Below are 15160 nucleotides of genomic sequence, written 5' to 3'. Positions count from 1 at the left end.
CGCCGTGAAGCTACCCGGTGGTAACTTCGACATTCGTAGGTCGTAATGTCTGGCCCACCAGCCGGTACTCAGGCCTCGAATGTGAGTCGTTAGCGAGGAGGCGGCGATGGCACAGCAAGCGCAGGTCACCGAGGAGCAAGCCAGGGCCCTCGCCGAGGAATCCCGCGAAAGTGGTTGGGACAAGCCGTCGTTCGCCAAAGAACTCTTTCTCGGCCACTTTCCGCTGGACCTCATCCATCCGTTTCCCAGGCCGTCGGCGGCCGACGAGGAGCGCATCCGCGCCTTCCTCGACCGGTTGCGCGAATTCCTCGAAGGCGTCGACGGTAGCGTCGTCGAACGCGACGCGCAGATCCCGGACGAATACGTCAAGGGTCTGGCCGGATTGGGCTGCTTCGGCATGAAGATCCCCACCGAGTACGGCGGCCTGGGCATGTCGCAGGTCGCCTACAACCGGGCACTGGTGATGGTTTCGTCCGTCCACCCCGCGCTCGGTGCGCTGCTGTCGGCCCATCAGTCGATCGGGGTGCCGGAGCCGCTCAAACTCGCGGGGACCCCCGAACAGAAGCAGAGGTTCTTGCCGCGGTGTGCCGCCGGCGCGATATCGGCGTTCCTGCTCACCGAACCCGACGTCGGCTCCGACCCGGCGCGCCTGGCATCCACGGCGACACCGATCGAGGACGGCAAGGCGTACGAGCTCGAGGGCGTGAAGTTGTGGACGACCAACGGCGTGGTCGCCGAATTGCTGGTGGTCATGGCGCGCGTGCCCAAGAGTGACGGGCATCGCGGGGGCATCAGCGCCTTTGTCGTCGAGGCCGATTCGCCCGGGATCACCGTGGAGCGGCGCAACTCGTTCATGGGTTTGCGCGGCATCGAGAACGGTGTGACCAGGCTGCACGGCGTGCGGGTGCCCGCCGAGAACCTGATCGGCCGGGAAGGCGACGGCCTGAAGATCGCGCTGACGACGCTCAACGCCGGGCGGCTGTCGATCCCCGCGAGCGCGACCGGCTCGTCGAAGTGGGCGCTGAAGATAGCCCGCGAATGGTCCGGCGAGCGCGTGCAGTGGGGCAAGCCACTGGCCAAACACGAAGCGGTGGCGAGCAAGATCTCTTTCATCGCCGCCACCACCTATGCGCTCGACGCCGTGCTCGAGTTGTCCGCGCAGATGGCCGACGAAGGCCGCAACGACATCAGGATCGAGGCGGCGCTGGCCAAGTTGTGGTCCAGCGAGATGGCCTGCCTCATCGCCGACGAGCTCGTGCAGATCCGCGGCGGGCGGGGCTACGAGACCGCGGAGTCGCTGGCCGCGCGCGGCGAGCGCGCGGTGCCCGCCGAGCAGGTGGTGCGCGACCTGCGGATCAACCGCATCTTCGAGGGATCGAGCGAGATCATGCGTCTGCTCATCGCGCGGGAGGCGGTCGACGCCCATCTGACCGCGGCCGGCGACCTCGCCAAGCCCGACACCGGTCTGCGGGAGAAGGCCGCCGCGGCCGTCGGCGCCAGCGGATTCTACGCAAAGTGGTTGCCGCAGTTGGTGTTCGGTGAAGGGCAGCGGCCCACCGCGTACAGCGAGTTCGGCCCGCTGGCGGCACACCTGCGGTTCGTCGAACGCTCCACGCGCAAGCTGGCCCGCAACACCTTCTACGGGATGGCGCGCTGGCAGGCCAGGCTCGAGCAACGGCAGGGGTTCCTGGGCCGGATCGTCGACATCGGCGCGGAGCTGTTCGCGATGTCCGCGGCGTGCGTCCGCGCCGAGGGGCAGCGGGCCGCCGACCCGGCCGTCGGTCGGCAGGCATACCAGCTGGCCGAAACGTTCTGTGAGCAGGCGACGCTGCGGGTGGAGGCCCTGTTCGAGGCGCTGTGGTCCAACACCGACAGCAGCGACGTGCGGCTGACCCGTGACGTGCTGGCCGGGCACTACACCTGGCTGGAGGACGGCATCATCGATCAGTCGGAGGGCACCGGTCCGTGGATCGCCCACTGGGAGCCGGGGGCTTCGACCGAGACCAACCTGGCGCGCCGCTTCCTGACCTGAGTTCCCGGGCAGAATTGTCGCCATGGCCTCCTATGTCGCCCCGGCGGGCGAATTCACCCGTGACACCAACTACATCACCACCCGCATCACGGCCGACGGACGCGACGGTTACCCGGTGGAGCCCGGACGGTATCGGCTTGTCGTGGCCCGCGCCTGCCCGTGGGCCAACCGCGCGATCATCGTGCGGCGGCTATTGGGCCTGGAAGACGTTCTCTCCATTGGGTTTTGCGGCCCCACCCACGACGAGCGCAGCTGGACTTTCGACCTGGACCCGGGCGGCGTCGACCCGGTGCTGAAGATCCCGCGGCTGCAGGACGCCTACTTCAAACGCTTCCCCGACTACCCCAAGGGCATCACGGTGCCGGCGATCGTCGACGTGCCGAGCGGCGCGGTGGTCACCAACGACTTCGCGCAGATGACGCTGGATCTGTCGACCGAGTGGACCGCCTACCACCGCGACGGCGCACCGCGGCTCTACCCCGAGCCGCTGCGTGCCGAGATCGACGAGGTGAGCAAGCGGGTCTACACCGAGATCAACAACGGCGTCTATCGCTGCGGTTTCGCCGGCTCGCAGCAGGCCTACGAGGCGGCCTACGACCGGCTGTTCACCGCGCTCGACTGGGTGAGCGATCGCCTTTCCGGGCAGCGCTACCTGGTGGGTGACACCATCACCGAGGCCGATGTCCGGCTGTTCACCACGCTGGCCCGCTTCGACCCCGTCTACCACGGGCACTTCAAGTGCAACCGGAGCAAGCTGTCCGAGATGCCGGTATTGTGGGCCTACGCGCGTGACCTGTTCCAGACCCCCGGCTTCGGCGACACCGTCGACTTCGTCCAGATCAAGCAGCACTACTACATCGTGCACGCCGACATCAACCCCACCCGTATCGTGCCCAAGGGCCCCGACCTGGCCGGCTGGCTGACCCCGCACGAGCGAGAGGCGTTGGGCGGCAGGCCGTTCGGGGACGGCACCCCGCCCGGGCCGCCGGTCGAGGGGGAGCGAGTGCCGGCCGGCCACGGCGCCTGAGATCTTCCCGCCGAGCGTGGAGTTGTTGCGAGAAATTGTTGTGTTTTCACGCAACAACTCCACGTTGGGCGCGTCATAGTGGGCAACCAGCCGCGAGCAAGGCGCGATGCACGCGCGCGACGACGACGTCCGGTCGGTTTCGTAGCATCTCGGCGCTGACGCGGACGATCGCCCAGCCACGCGCCTCGAGTTCCGCCAGTCGGTCGATGTCGCGGCTTCGCTGCGCAGGATCGGTCCAATGGTGCGCGCCGTCGAATTCGACGCCCACCTTCCACTCCTCCCATCCCATATCGATCCGGGCCACCACCAAACCCCATTCGTTGAGCACCTCGATCTGGGTCCGAGGCCGTGGCAACCCGGCGCTGACCAGGGCCAGACGGGTCTTCGTCTCGTACGGCGATTCCGAGCCCCCATCGGCCAGGTGCAACACCCGTCGCAACTGAATCAACCCGCGGGCGCCGCGATGGCGGTCGGCGACCAGCTCGATGTCAGCAGCCTTCACCCCTGTTGCATGCATGAGAGCGTCCAGCCGAATCACGGCCGTTGTCAGGCCTTTTCGCCTTCCGAGGTCGAATGCCGTGCGGGCCGGCGTGGTCATGCGAATGCCGTCGCGCGCAGACGTTTCGTCGTCGTCCAAGGTGTCGCTGTGCACAATGATGCCGCGCGCCTTATGGCGGCTGGGTCGGTTCAGTTCGGCCGGCAGCCAGTGGTCGATCCAAGCCGTGCGGTGCAACGCCGCGGCGGACAGGCCCGCCAACGTCGCGGTCCGCTCGGACCACAGCCAGGCGGCGACCGCTCGGGTTACGGGCGTCAACTTCAGGCCGCGACGGATGTAGACGTTGCGATGGACCATCTCGAAATCGGTGCGTAACCGATGCCGGTTGAGGACTCCGGCCGCGAGCGCGTCGGTTCCTCTGAACGGCCAATCCAGGATCTCCATGCGCACACGGTGCCGGTCGCCACCGACACCCGCGGTCCAACGTCGAGTTGCTGCGGGAAATCACGTGGTTTGGGCGCAACAACTCCACGTTCGGCCAGCAATAGGTCAGGACGTCAGGCGCACCGACCATTCCGCGTGCGGCACGGCGCGCAGCGCGGCGGTGTCATTCGATTGGCCCTCGTCGACCACCAGCGTCAGCAACTGCACGACGATCCCGGTCAGCCGCCCGCGCTGCGGGTCGACCGACGGGATGGTCACCGCGAAGCGGCTGTCCGGCCGGTACATGGTCACGGTCGTGTTGGCGGGATCCTCGTAGACCCGCAGCAGGCGCCACGGCGCCCGCGCGATCGCTTCCGGGACGGAAAGCTGCACCGGGTAGCGCTCGTTGAACGGCAGCTCGCCCTGGGCCTGCGGCGTCTGACAGTCGTTGAGGTTCAGCACATTGCAGTACAGGTACGGCCCGACCCGGGTCAGGTGCCCGTGCGAGTACGCGCTGATCTCGGGCCGCTGCACACCGGGCCGTCGCACCAGCAGCCACGCCCCGACCCCGGCGCCGATGCACGCGAGGGCCACCACGGCCGCGACGATCATGACCGTGGCGCGTTTCACTCAGGCACCGCCGCCGGCCTGCCGGCGCGCATGCCCTCCTGCTCGACCATGACGGGCCGGTTGCCGCCGAGGCCGGGGATCAACGAATTGCCGCGGAAGCTGACGAGGGTCTGCGCCAGGCCCAGGATGAGCAGGGCGCTGACGGCGGTGAAGCCGACCCACAGCTCGGTGTACACGAGCACGCCCAGCGCACCGCCCAGCACCCAGGCCAGCTGCAGCGTGGATTCCGATCGCCCGAACCCCGATGCGCGCGATTCCTCGGGCAGGTCGTGTTGCAACGAGGCATCCAGCGAGGCCTTGGCGATCGCACTGGACCCCGAGGTGACCAGGGTGGCGATCACGGCCGCCGCCAGGGTGCCCGCCACCGAAGCGGCCAGCGCGACCGCGGACACCGCCACGGTGCAGCGCACCACCAGCACGGCCGGCCTGCCCAGCTTCAGGCGGGCGCTGGTGAAGTTGCCCGCGAAGTTGCCGATCCCCGCCGCGGCGCCGATCATGCCCAGCATGGCCAGTTGTTCCCACCCGTTGGATTGATGGGCCTTGGCGACGAACGCCGGGTACAAGAACAGGAAGCCGACCATCACCTTGATCGTGCAATTGCCCCACAGCGAGGTGATGATGTTGCGGCCCAACGGTTGCCGAAGCGTGCCGCCGACCTTCCTGACCTCCTCAGGCCAGCCCCGCCGCGGCGGCCCGCCGTCATTGCGGTAGCTCAGGGTGGCCGGGACCTCGCCCGCGGTCACCTCCACCCAGCGCGGGATCCGCATCGACAACAAGGCGCCGGCGATCGTGACGGCGACGACGACGAACAACGCGCCGGGCAGCTTGAACAGGTGGGTGCCGACGAACTCGACGCCGCCCGCGATGGCGCCGCCGGCGATCGTGCCGCCCAGGAGGCCGAATACCGTCAGCCGGGAGTTCACCCGCACCAGGTCGATGGACGGCGGCATCACCCGCGGCGTCACCGCGCTGCGCAGCACGCTGAACGATTTGGAGAGCACCATCATGGCCAGTGCGCACGGGTAGAGCACCATCGACGGGTAGCTGCCAGTGGCGCCGTCGTAGTTCATGATCAGCAACACCGCCAGCGCGGTGCGCAGCGCGAAGGACAGCGCGAGAGCGACGCGCCGGCCGTGCTGCAGCCGGTCCAGCGCCGGGCCGATGAGCGGCGCGATCACCGCGAACGGCGCGATGGTGATCAGCAGGTACAGCGCGACCTTCGACTTGCTCTCCCCGCTGGCCGCGGCGAAGAACAGCGTGTTGGCCAGCGCGACGGCCATCGCGGCATCCACCGCGAAGTTGGCGACCACCGGCCACGTCAGTGCCGTCAGGCCGGACTTGTCGGCGCCGTCGGCGGTGGCGGCCCGCTGCACCATCCAGTACATGCGGGAACCCATCTCGCGGCTGCGCATCGCCGCGGCGCGGGTGACCGTGATCCGTTCGCCGGCGGTGGGACCGCGTGGGGGTGTGTCACCCGTGCGGCCCGGCTCGGCCTGCTCGCCCAACGGCGGCAGATACCGGTTCGCGCTGGGCATCGGCGGGGGGCGCCGCGACCGCGCCCGGCCGGCGTCATCGGCCGGGTAGTTGGCCATGCCCGGGTGCTGGCCCGCCGAGCCGTTGCGGTCCGGGCCCCTCCGGCGACCCGGGTTGGAGGCCACCCGGCCCCGATCGTCACGCCGCCGTCCGGACACGAATCAATTCTGTCTTATGCCGGCAGGCAACCGGGCGTGGCTCGCCAACCTTAGTATTGGAGACGCAGTGCAAGAGAGGGGACAGCGTGACCGGACCCAGTGAAGGGTCGGTGGAACCCGCCGCGACGACCGTGGCCGACTGGCCCGACGAGTTGGCGGCGGTGCTCACCGGCGCGGCCGACCGGGCCAGGGCGGCCGTCGAGGAGTTCGCCGGCGCCGAGGCCGTCGGGGACTACCTGGGCGTCGGCTACGAGGACCCGACCGCCGCGACCCACCGGTTCCTGGCGCATCTGCCCGGTTACCAGGGGTGGCAATGGGCGGCCGTCGTCGCCGCGTACCCGGGTGCCGACCACGCCACGATCAGCGAAGTGGTGCTGATCCCCGGGCCGACGGCGCTGCTGGCGCCGCAGTGGGTGCCGTGGGATCAACGGGTGCGGCCGGGCGATCTGAGCCCCGGCGACCTGCTGGCGCCCGCGGCGGACGACCCGCGATTGGTCCCCGGCTACGCCGCCAGCGGCGACCCGGAGATCGACGAGACCGCCGCCGAAATCGGGTTGGGCCGGCGCTGGGTGATGAGCGCCGTCGGCCGCGCCGAGGCGGCCGAGCGCTGGCACACCGGGGAATTCGGTCCCGATTCGGCGATGGCCCGGTCCACCAAGCGGATGTGCCGCGATTGTGGTTTCTTCCTGCCCCTGGCCGGTTCGCTGGGCGCGATGTTCGGTGTGTGCGGTAACGAGCTGTCCGCCGACGGGCGCATCGTCGACAAGCAGTACGGCTGCGGCGCCCATTCCGACACGCCGGCCCCCGCTGGCACCGGCTCGCCCGCGTACGAGCCGTACGACGACGGCGTGCTGGACGTCGCGGAGAAGCCGCCGCCGCAATCGCCGGAGCCGATACCGGAGGCGGCCGAGGCCGAGCCGGAGCCGATACCGGAGCCCATACCGGAGGCCGCGGAGACCGAGCCGGCGGAACCGGGCGATTAGCCCCGCTCGGCGGCGGCCTTGATTCTCGCCAGCGAGGCGTTCATCCCGTCGAGCAGCTCGCGTTCGAAGTTCGCGGTCCCACCCATGAGCGCGTTAACCGACAGACTGGAAAACGCGCTGACGCCGTTCTCGGCGTGACGGCTCTCGATCACCCGCGTGCCCTGGCCGGTGGGCTCGAGCTCGTAGCTCCAGATGGTGCCGTTGATGTCGACACGGAACGCGAGCCTCTTTTCGGGGATGACCTCGACAACCGTGCAGGTGGTGGGCCAGAACATGCGGTGGCGGCGGTTGAGGTTGAGGGTGCGGGTGCCCGCGCGCAGCGGCCCGAACGGCCTCATCCAGCGGCACTGCGGGCTCCACTCCGGCATCCTGCCGAAGTCGGATATCAACGCCCAGACCTTCGATGCCGGTGCGTCGATGTCGACTTGCGCTTGCAGCAGCGGGGCGGCCATCGGTCCTCCAAGGCGGAACTAGTTGCGGTCGAGGTAGGTTTCCAGGCCCGTCTGCGCGCCACGGGCGCCGCGGCGAGCGCCGGCGAGCTGCAACACGAAGATGCTGGTGCCGAGCAGTCCCACGCCCAGCCCGCCCAGCGTCACCGGGCGCCAACTCTGCAGGGCCGGCACGGCGAAAGCCAGCGCCGCGCCGATCAGCCAGCCCAGGAAGCCGACCGCGATGACGGGCCACACCTCCAGCAGCGCCCGCGGGAGCGGCGGCGGCTCCGGGGTGTGGCCGGGTTCGACAGACATCGCGATCAACATACCCGGCGGCGACGGGGCCCGGAACCGCCCGAGCGAGGTCGAGGACCAAAGTCCACGGATGTCAGTTTGGTGTCCCGCATCAGTGGCGTTACGTGTAACCTCGCGCCATGCCTGACAGCGACGCCCGGCTGGCGAGCGACTTGTCGCTGGCGGTGATGCGGCTGGCCCGCCAACTGCGGTTCCGCAATCCGTCATCGCCGGTGTCGCTGTCGCAGTTGTCGGCGCTGGCGACGCTGACCAACGAGGGCGCGATGACGCCCGGCGCGCTGGCGATTCGCGAGCGCGTGCGACCGCCGTCGATGACCCGGGTGATCGCGTCGCTCGCAGAGATGGGGTTGGTGGACCGCGCCCCGCATCCCGTCGACGGCCGGCAGGTGCTGGTCTCGGTGTCCGAGTCCGGTGCCGAGTTGGTCAAGGCCAACCGTCGCGCCCGCCAGGAGTGGCTGGCCAAGCGGCTGGCGACCCTGGACGGCGACCAGCGCGAGACCCTGCGCGAGGCCGCCGATCTGATGCTTGCGCTGGTCGACGAAAGCCCGTGACCGGCGGCTTGGATGTTCAGGACGTCACCGACCCCGACGACCCGCGCGTCGACGATTTCCGCGACCTGAACAGCGTCGATCGCCGTCCCGATCTGCCGACGGGCAAGGGGCTGGTGATCGCCGAAGGGGTGCTGGTCGTGCAGCGCATGCTGGCGTCCCGATTCACCCCGCACGCCCTGCTGGGCACCGAGCGTCGGCTGTTGGAGCTCAAGGACGACCTGGCCGGTGCCGCGGCGCCGTTCTACCGGGCGTCGGCCGAGGTGATGGCGCAGGTGGTCGGCTTCCACCTGAACCGCGGCGTCCTCGCGGCCGCCCGCAGGGTGCCGGAGCCCAGCGTCGCGCAGGTGGCGGAGTCCGCCAGGACAGTCGCGGTGCTCGAGGGTGTCAACGACCACGAGAACCTGGGCTCGATCTTCCGCAACGCGGCCGGGCTGGGGGTCGACGCGGTGATATTCGGCGAGGGCTGCGCCGACCCGCTGTACCGCCGGGCCGTGCGGGTGTCGATGGGTCACGCGCTGCTGGTGCCCTACGCGCGGGCTTCGCACTGGCCCCACGACCTTCTGCTGTTGAAGGAGAACGGGTTTCGGCTCATGGCGATGACACCGCAGCGCGAGGCGTCCGCGCTGGCCGAAGCGATGGCGGCGGCGGTCGACGAGCGTGTCGCGGTGCTGGTCGGCGCCGAGGGCCCCGGGCTGACGACGGCCACTCTGCGGCTCAGTGACGTGCCGGTGCGGGTCCCGATGTCGCGCGGCACCGACTCGCTCAACGTCGCGACGGCGGCGGCCCTGGCGTTCTACGAGCGGGCTAGGCTCACGTGGTGAGTGACGAGTCCGTCCCCTGGGCAACGGGTTTGACGGTTTCCGCGTTCGTCGCCGGCGTGACAGGCGTCGCCGTGGTGGTGCTCAGTCTCGGGCTGATCCGGGTGCATCCGTTGTTGGCGGTCGGGCTCAACGCCGTGGCGGCGGGTGGCTTGGCGCCGACGTTGTGGGGCTGGCGGCGCACGCCGGTGCTGCGCTGGTTTGTGCTGGGCGCGGCCGTGGGGGTGGCCGGGGCATGGCTGACGCTGCTGGCGATGACGGTCGGCTAGCGGGGACCGCGGGCCCCCGCCATCGGGCTAGCGGTGGCCGCCGGATCGGACGCCGAGCAGCACGTCTTCCCACGCCGGGATGACCGGCTTGCCGCGCCGCGTGTGCACCGGCTGTTCCGGCGGTGCGGCGGGCTCGGCGGGCTCGGCGGGCTCGGCGGCTTTTCCTTCGGGGGCGGGAGGTTGCGGGGCCTCGAAGTCCAGGCGGGCCACCCGGGCGAGCGGCCGCAGCGGGCGCTCGAAGGCCGGGTCGATCAGCTCGCTGGCCGCGTCGTCGACCGCCGTGACCGTTCCGCCGTGGGCGCCGGGGGCGAAGCTGAAGTGCGCGATGTTGTCGGAACGCCCCGCCTTCCAAGCGAGTTGCACGGTCCAGCGGCTGTCTTCGTTGCGCCAGGCGTCCCAGCTGAGCCGGTCGGGCTCCAGCCCGCGCGCCACCAAGGCGGCGCTGACCGTCTCCAGCAGCGTGAGGACGGCGGGCCCGTCGGCGAGCATCGGGTGCGCCGCCGTTGCCAGTTCCGCGGCGCGAGCGCGTTCCAGCAACACGGGGTGAGCGAACCGGCGGACCCGGGAAATGTCTGAGCCCGACGCGGTGGCCACCTGGTCGACTGACGCGCCGGCGCGGATTCGGGCCTGAATTTCTTTGGGGCTCAACATGTTAGTGACCTGGATGTCCAGCTGCGGCTGCTCGGGCGGTGGCGACTCGCCGCGGAGGACGGCCCGGAGTCTGTCGTCGGCCACCAGCTTGAACCGTTCTGCGGGGTCGTCACCCTGGCAGAGGATGTATTTGCCCTCGTCATCGAGACCAACCACTTTGAGTTCCCGCATGGCTTCTCCTCGGAGGCTCCGCGCCGGTCAGCGACGGACCCGTCAGGTCCGCACTCTAATGCAGCCAACGCCGGTAACCCGCTCTGACACGCTGGCGGGTTGCGGGCCGGTGACGGTTGAGTTAAAGGCGCTCGACCACCCAGTCGACGCACTGGGTCAGGGCGCTGACGTCATCGGGGTCGACGGCGGGGAACATCGCCACCCGCAACTGGTTGCGGCCCAGTTTGCGGTAGGGCTCGGTGTCGACGATGCCGTTGGCCCTCAGCGTCTTGGCGACGGCCGCGGCGTCGACCTCGTCGACGAAGTCGATCGTGCCGACCACCTGGGACCGCAACGCCGGATCGGTGACGAACGGCGTGGTGTAGGGCCGCTCCTGCGCCCACGAGTACAACCGCTGCGAGGAATCCGCCGTGCGCTTCACCGCCCAGTCGAGGCCGCCGTTGCCGAGCAGCCAGTCCAGCTGCTCGGCCATCAGTGCCAGGGTGCCGATCGCCGGGGTGTTGTACGTCTGATTCTTCAGGCTGTTTTCGACGGCTATCGGCAGCGACAGGAAGTCGGGAACCCAGCGCCCGGAGGAGGCGATGGACTCGATGCGCGCCAGCGCGGCGGGGCTCAGGACGGCCAGCCACAGCCCGCCGTCGCTGGCGAAGTTCTTCTGGGGCGAGAAGTAGTAGGCGTCCGCCTGGGTGATGTCGACGGGGAGGCCGCCCGCGCCCGACGTCGCGTCGATGAGGACCAGGGCGCCGTCCGAGCCGGCGGGCCGGCGGATCGGCACCGCGACGCCGGTCGACGTCTCGTTGTGCGCCCAGGCGACCGCGTCGACCGACGGATCGGCCTGCGGCTCGGGCGCGCTGCCGGCGTCCGACTTGATGATGATGGGGTCGCCGACGAACGGGTTCTTGGCGACGCAGGAGGCGAACTTCGAGCTGAACTCGCCGAACGACAGGTGCAGCGAGCGCGTGTCGATCAGCCCGAAGGCGGCGGCGTCCCAGAACGCCGTCGCACCGCCGTTGCCAAGGATGACCTCATAACCGTCGGGCACGGAGAAAAGCTCTCGCACTCCGGAGCGAACCCGGCCCACCAGATCCTTGACCGGCGCTTGCCGGTGCGACGTGCCGAACAGCGGCGCGGCGGTGGTGGTCAACGCCTTCAGCTGCTCGGGTCGGACCTTGGAGGGGCCGGAGCCGAAGCGGCCGTCGCGGGGTTTGATGTCGGAGGGGATGTCGAGCTGGTCAGCCATGTCAGCCAGCCTAGTGAGCGATCCGAAGGCGGCGGCGCCGCGGGCTGGAGTGGGCGACGGGTTGTGAGCCAGACCACACGGATCGGGTGACCACTGGTCAGCCCACAGTGCCTTGGAGCGGTCTAGAAAATATCCGGTACCTGCGGTACTGTCTGGACATTGCACGTCCAAATGTAAACCTCGTTGGGGAGGCTTGGAATGGACAGGACGCGAATGGTCCGGCGTTGGCGACGCAACATGGAAGTGCGCGACGACGCCGAGTACGTGAACATGCTTGCCACACTGTCCGAGGGGTCGGTGCGGCGCAACTTCAACCCGTATACCGACATCGACTGGGACTCACCGGAATTCGCGGTCACGGAGAACGACCCCCGATGGATCCTGCCGTTGACCGATCCATTGGGGCGGCATCCCTGGTATCAGGCCCAATCCCAAGAGCGCAAGATCAAGATCGGCATGTGGCGACAGGCCAACGTCGCCAAGGTGGGATTGCATTTCGAGTCGATCCTGATCCGCGGCCTGATGAACTACACGTTCTGGGTGCCCAACGGGTCGCCCGAATACCGGTACTGCCTGCACGAATCTGTCGAAGAGTGCAACCACACCATGATGTTCCAGGAGATGGTGAACCGCATCGGCGCCGACGTGCCGGGAATGCCGCGGATGCTCAAGTGGCTCTCGCCGCTGGTTCCACTGGTCGCCGGCCCGTTGCCGGTGGCGTTTTTCATCGGCGTGCTCGCCGGTGAGGAACCCATCGACCACACGCAGAAAAACGTGCTGCGCGAAGGTAAGTCGCTGCACCCGATCATGGAGCGGGTGATGGCCATCCACGTGGCCGAGGAGGCCCGGCACATCTCGTTCGCCCACGAGTTCCTGCGCAGGCGGTTGCCGGAGCTGACCGACCGCCAACGGTTCTGGACGGCGCTGTACCTGCCGCTGACCATGAAGGTGTTGTGCCGCGCAATCGTGGTGCCGCCCAAGGCATTCTGGCGCGAATTCGAGATTCCGCGCGAGGTCAAGAAGGAACTGTTCTTCCGGTCCCCGGAGTCGCGCAAGTGGCTCAGCGACATGTTCGGTGATGTGCGAATGCTGGCTCACGACACCGGGCTGATGGAAACGCGGTCGGCCCGGCTGATGTGGCGGCTCTGCAAGATCAACGGCAAGCCGTCGCGCTACCGCAGCGAGCCGCAGCGCCGGCACCTGGCCGCCGCGCCGGCCGCTTAGGACTGCACGGGTTCCCTTATGCCGCACGTTATTACCCAGTCGTGCTGCAACGACGGGTCCTGTGTTTTCGCGTGCCCCGTCAATTGCATCCACCCGTCACCGGACGAGCCGGGGTTTGCCACCACCGAGATGCTCTACATCGATCCGGTGGCGTGCGTGGACTGCGGCGCGTGCGTGAGCGCCTGCCCGGTCGGCGCCATCGCGCCCGACACCCGGCTGGACGCCAAGCAGCTGCCGTTCGTGGAGATCAACGCGTCCTTCTACCCGGAGCGGCCCGAGGGCGAGAAGCTGCCGCCCACCTCGAAGCTGGCCCCCGTGATCCCCGCCGCCGAGGTGCGCGCCCGCCGGCGGCCGTTGACCGTTGCCATCGTCGGCTCGGGCCCCGCGGCGATGTATGCCGCCGACGAGCTGCTCACCCAACAGGGCGTGCGGGTCAACGTCTTTGAGAAGCTGCCGACGCCCTACGGGCTGGTGCGCGCCGGGGTGGCGCCCGACCACCAGAACACCAAGAAGGTCACCCGGCTTTTCGACCGGATATCCGCCCACCGGCACTTCCGGTTCTACCTGAACGTCGAGATCGGCAGGCACCTGAGTCACGCGGATCTGTTGGCCCACCATCACGCCGTGGTGTATGCGGTGGGTGCACCCGACGATCGTCGCCTCGGCATCGACGGCATGGGCCTGCCGGGCACCGGGACCGCCACCGAGTTCGTCGCGTGGGTCAACGGGCATCCCGACTTCACCGACCTGCCAGTCGATCTCAGTCAGGAGCGGGTGGTGATCATCGGCAACGGCAATGTCGCCCTCGATGTGGCCCGCGTCCTCACCGCGGACCCCGACGTTCTTGCCCGCACCGACATCTCCGACCATGCGCTCGAGGCGTTGCGGCGCTCCGCGGTGCGCGAAGTGGTGATCGCCGCCCGGCGCGGCCCGGCCCATTCGGCCTTCACCCTGCCCGAACTGATCGGGCTCACCGGCGCATCCGAGGTCGTGCTCGACGCCGTCGACCAGCAAAGGGTGGCAAGCGATCTCGCGGTCGAGTCGGATCCCTTGACCAAGAACAAGCTGGAGATCCTGAGCAAACTGGGTGACGCCGCGGTGCCGACGTCTCGCCGCCGAATCCGGCTGGCCTATGGGCTGACGCCGCACCGCGTGCCCGGAGAGCGGCGCGCCACGGGCGTCGAGTTCACCGTCACCGGCACCGAGGAGGTGCGCCGGCTGGAGGCGGGCCTGGTGCTGACGTCGATCGGCTACCGCGGCAAGGAGATCCGTGGGCTTCCGTTCGACGAATCGGCGGCCGTCGTGCCCAACGACGGCGGCCGCGTCGTCGACCCCGGCTCCGGGCGTCCGGTGCCCGGCGCCTACGTCGCGGGTTGGATCAAGCGCGGACCGACGGGGTTCATCGGCACCAACAAGTCCTGCTCCCTGCAAACGGTCCAGGCGCTGGTCGCCGATTTCAACGCCGGCCGGCTCACCCACCCGGCCGCCACGCCCGGCGCATTGGACGAACTGGTGCGTGGGCGCCAGCCCGACGTCGTCGACTCCGCGGGATGGCGCGCGATCGACGCCGCGGAAATCGAACGCGGCGGCCACAGTGCCCACGGCGGGCGGCCGCGCAACAAATTCACCGATGTCGCCGACATGCTCGCCGTGGCAGCCACCGCGCCGGCGCCGCCGCGGCGACGCCGGCTGCTGGCACGGCTACTGGACGCCTAGCCCGGCTGCCCGGACATCGCGGCTGCGATCTCTTCGGGGCTGACCTCGCGCACCGGCTGCCCCAGCGACCAGTGGTGGCCGAACGGGTCGGCGACCACGCCGTAGCGGTCTCCCCAGAACTGGTCGTCCAGCGGAGCCACCACCGTGGCGCCCGCGTCCAGCGCCTGCTGGAACTTCGCGTCGACGTCCGTGACCGTCAGGTGGATGGTGACGGGGGTGCCGCCCAGGGCCTTCGGCGTCATCGACTTGCCGCCACAGGTTTCCGGAAAGTCGTCGTTGAGCATCACGGTGGAGCCGTTGATGGTCAGCGCGGCGTGTACCAGCCTGCCGTCGGGGCCCGGCACCCGGCCCAGCTCGACGGCGCCAAAGGCCTTGACGTAGAAGTCGATCGCCGCGGCGGCGTCGTCGACGACGAGGTGCGGGGACAGTGCGGGTTCGATGTCGATCGCCATGGTGGTCTCCTTGTTGTCGGTCTCCCGTGCCAACCCCGGC

16 protein-coding genes are annotated in these 15160 nt (G+C 69.3%); 8 read left to right on the top strand and 8 right to left on the bottom strand.

The annotated features are described in order from the left end of the window. The first annotated feature begins 106 nt into the window (after positions 1-106). A complete protein-coding gene (locus A5696_RS06070; protein ID WP_067874918.1) occupies positions 107-2032 on the top strand; it encodes an acyl-CoA dehydrogenase family protein in 1926 nt (641 codons plus the stop codon). A 22-nt stretch (positions 2033-2054) separates the two neighbouring features. Further along, the gene (locus tag A5696_RS06065) at positions 2055-3059 is read left to right on the top strand and encodes a glutathione S-transferase family protein (protein ID WP_067874915.1); all 1005 of its coding nucleotides are present in this window, start codon (positions 2055-2057) and stop codon (positions 3057-3059) included. A gap of 73 nt (positions 3060-3132) precedes the next feature. On the opposite strand, the gene A5696_RS06060 is transcribed toward A5696_RS06065, so the two are convergent. From A5696_RS06060 to A5696_RS06050, 3 genes are all read right to left on the bottom strand, one after another. Continuing rightward, positions 3133-3999, bottom strand: a complete 867-nt coding sequence (locus A5696_RS06060; protein WP_067874912.1) for an endonuclease domain-containing protein — start codon at positions 3997-3999, stop codon at positions 3133-3135. Positions 4000-4104: 105 nt separating this feature from the next. After that, positions 4105-4590, bottom strand: coding sequence for a DUF2771 domain-containing protein (locus A5696_RS06055; protein ID WP_067875269.1), 486 nt, complete (start codon positions 4588-4590; stop codon positions 4105-4107). 14 nt (positions 4591-4604) lie between these two features. Continuing rightward, a complete protein-coding gene (locus A5696_RS06050) occupies positions 4605-6266 on the bottom strand; it encodes an MFS transporter (RefSeq protein WP_067874909.1) in 1662 nt (553 codons plus the stop codon). A gap of 119 nt (positions 6267-6385) precedes the next feature. Between A5696_RS06050 and A5696_RS06045 the strand changes: the two genes are divergently transcribed. Beyond that, positions 6386-7282: a DUF3027 domain-containing protein gene (locus A5696_RS06045; protein WP_067874906.1), complete on the top strand. Its 897-nt coding sequence runs from the start codon at positions 6386-6388 to the stop codon at positions 7280-7282. On the opposite strand, the gene A5696_RS06040 is transcribed toward A5696_RS06045, so the two are convergent. Together A5696_RS06040 and A5696_RS06035 are read right to left on the bottom strand one after the other, a co-directional pair. Beyond that, a complete protein-coding gene (locus A5696_RS06040) occupies positions 7279-7734 on the bottom strand; it encodes an SRPBCC family protein (RefSeq protein WP_067874903.1) in 456 nt (151 codons plus the stop codon). The two genes, A5696_RS06045 and A5696_RS06040, sit on opposite strands and share 4 nt — an antisense overlap. A gap of 18 nt (positions 7735-7752) precedes the next feature. Next, a complete protein-coding gene (locus A5696_RS06035) occupies positions 7753-8028 on the bottom strand; it encodes a DUF2530 domain-containing protein (RefSeq protein ID WP_067875266.1) in 276 nt (91 codons plus the stop codon). A 119-nt stretch (positions 8029-8147) separates the two neighbouring features. Here A5696_RS06035 and A5696_RS06030 point away from each other — a divergent pair, with 119 nt between their 5' ends. The 3 genes from A5696_RS06030 to A5696_RS06020 are packed head-to-tail and all read left to right on the top strand — an operon-like array spanning position 8148 to position 9666. After that, the gene (locus A5696_RS06030; RefSeq protein ID WP_067874900.1) at positions 8148-8579 is read left to right on the top strand and encodes a MarR family winged helix-turn-helix transcriptional regulator; all 432 of its coding nucleotides are present in this window, start codon (positions 8148-8150) and stop codon (positions 8577-8579) included. Then, on the top strand, positions 8576-9400 hold the full coding sequence (locus tag A5696_RS06025; RefSeq protein ID WP_067874897.1) for an RNA methyltransferase: 825 nt from the start codon (positions 8576-8578) through the stop codon (positions 9398-9400). The genes A5696_RS06030 and A5696_RS06025 overlap by 4 nt, the downstream gene beginning before the upstream one ends. Next, on the top strand, positions 9397-9666 hold the full coding sequence (locus tag A5696_RS06020; RefSeq protein ID WP_067875263.1) for a DUF2537 domain-containing protein: 270 nt from the start codon (positions 9397-9399) through the stop codon (positions 9664-9666). Before A5696_RS06025 ends, A5696_RS06020 begins: the two co-directional genes overlap by 4 nt. Before the next feature lie 27 nt (positions 9667-9693). Here the strand turns inward: A5696_RS06020 and sepH are convergent, their stop codons facing one another. Further along, entirely contained in the window at positions 9694-10488 is a 795-nt protein-coding gene (gene sepH, locus A5696_RS06015) for a septation protein SepH (protein ID WP_067874894.1), read from the bottom strand. A gap of 121 nt (positions 10489-10609) precedes the next feature. Beyond that, complete coding sequence (gene serC, locus A5696_RS06010) at positions 10610-11728, bottom strand: phosphoserine transaminase (protein ID WP_067874891.1); 1119 nt, start codon at positions 11726-11728, stop codon at positions 10610-10612. A 198-nt stretch (positions 11729-11926) separates the two neighbouring features. On the opposite strand from serC, the gene A5696_RS06005 reads away from it, so the two are divergent. Together A5696_RS06005 and A5696_RS06000 are read left to right on the top strand one after the other, a co-directional pair. Continuing rightward, positions 11927-12952 (top strand): diiron oxygenase, encoded by a 1026-nt coding sequence (locus A5696_RS06005; RefSeq protein WP_067874888.1) that lies wholly within the window; start codon positions 11927-11929, stop codon positions 12950-12952. An 18-nt stretch (positions 12953-12970) separates the two neighbouring features. Next, positions 12971-14668 carry an FAD-dependent oxidoreductase gene (locus A5696_RS06000; RefSeq protein WP_067874885.1) on the top strand — a complete coding sequence of 566 codons (1698 nt, stop codon included), beginning with the start codon at positions 12971-12973 and terminating at the stop codon, positions 14666-14668. Here the strand turns inward: A5696_RS06000 and A5696_RS05995 are convergent. Further along, positions 14665-15120, bottom strand: coding sequence for a VOC family protein (locus tag A5696_RS05995; RefSeq protein ID WP_067875260.1), 456 nt, complete (start codon positions 15118-15120; stop codon positions 14665-14667). The two genes, A5696_RS06000 and A5696_RS05995, sit on opposite strands and share 4 nt — an antisense overlap. Between the last annotated feature and the right edge of the window lie 40 nt (positions 15121-15160).

This window comes from Mycobacterium sp. E2699 (assembly GCF_001666745.1).
Taxonomy (GTDB): domain Bacteria; phylum Actinomycetota; class Actinomycetes; order Mycobacteriales; family Mycobacteriaceae; genus Mycobacterium.
This window is presented reverse-complemented; position numbering and strand designations above follow the sequence as displayed.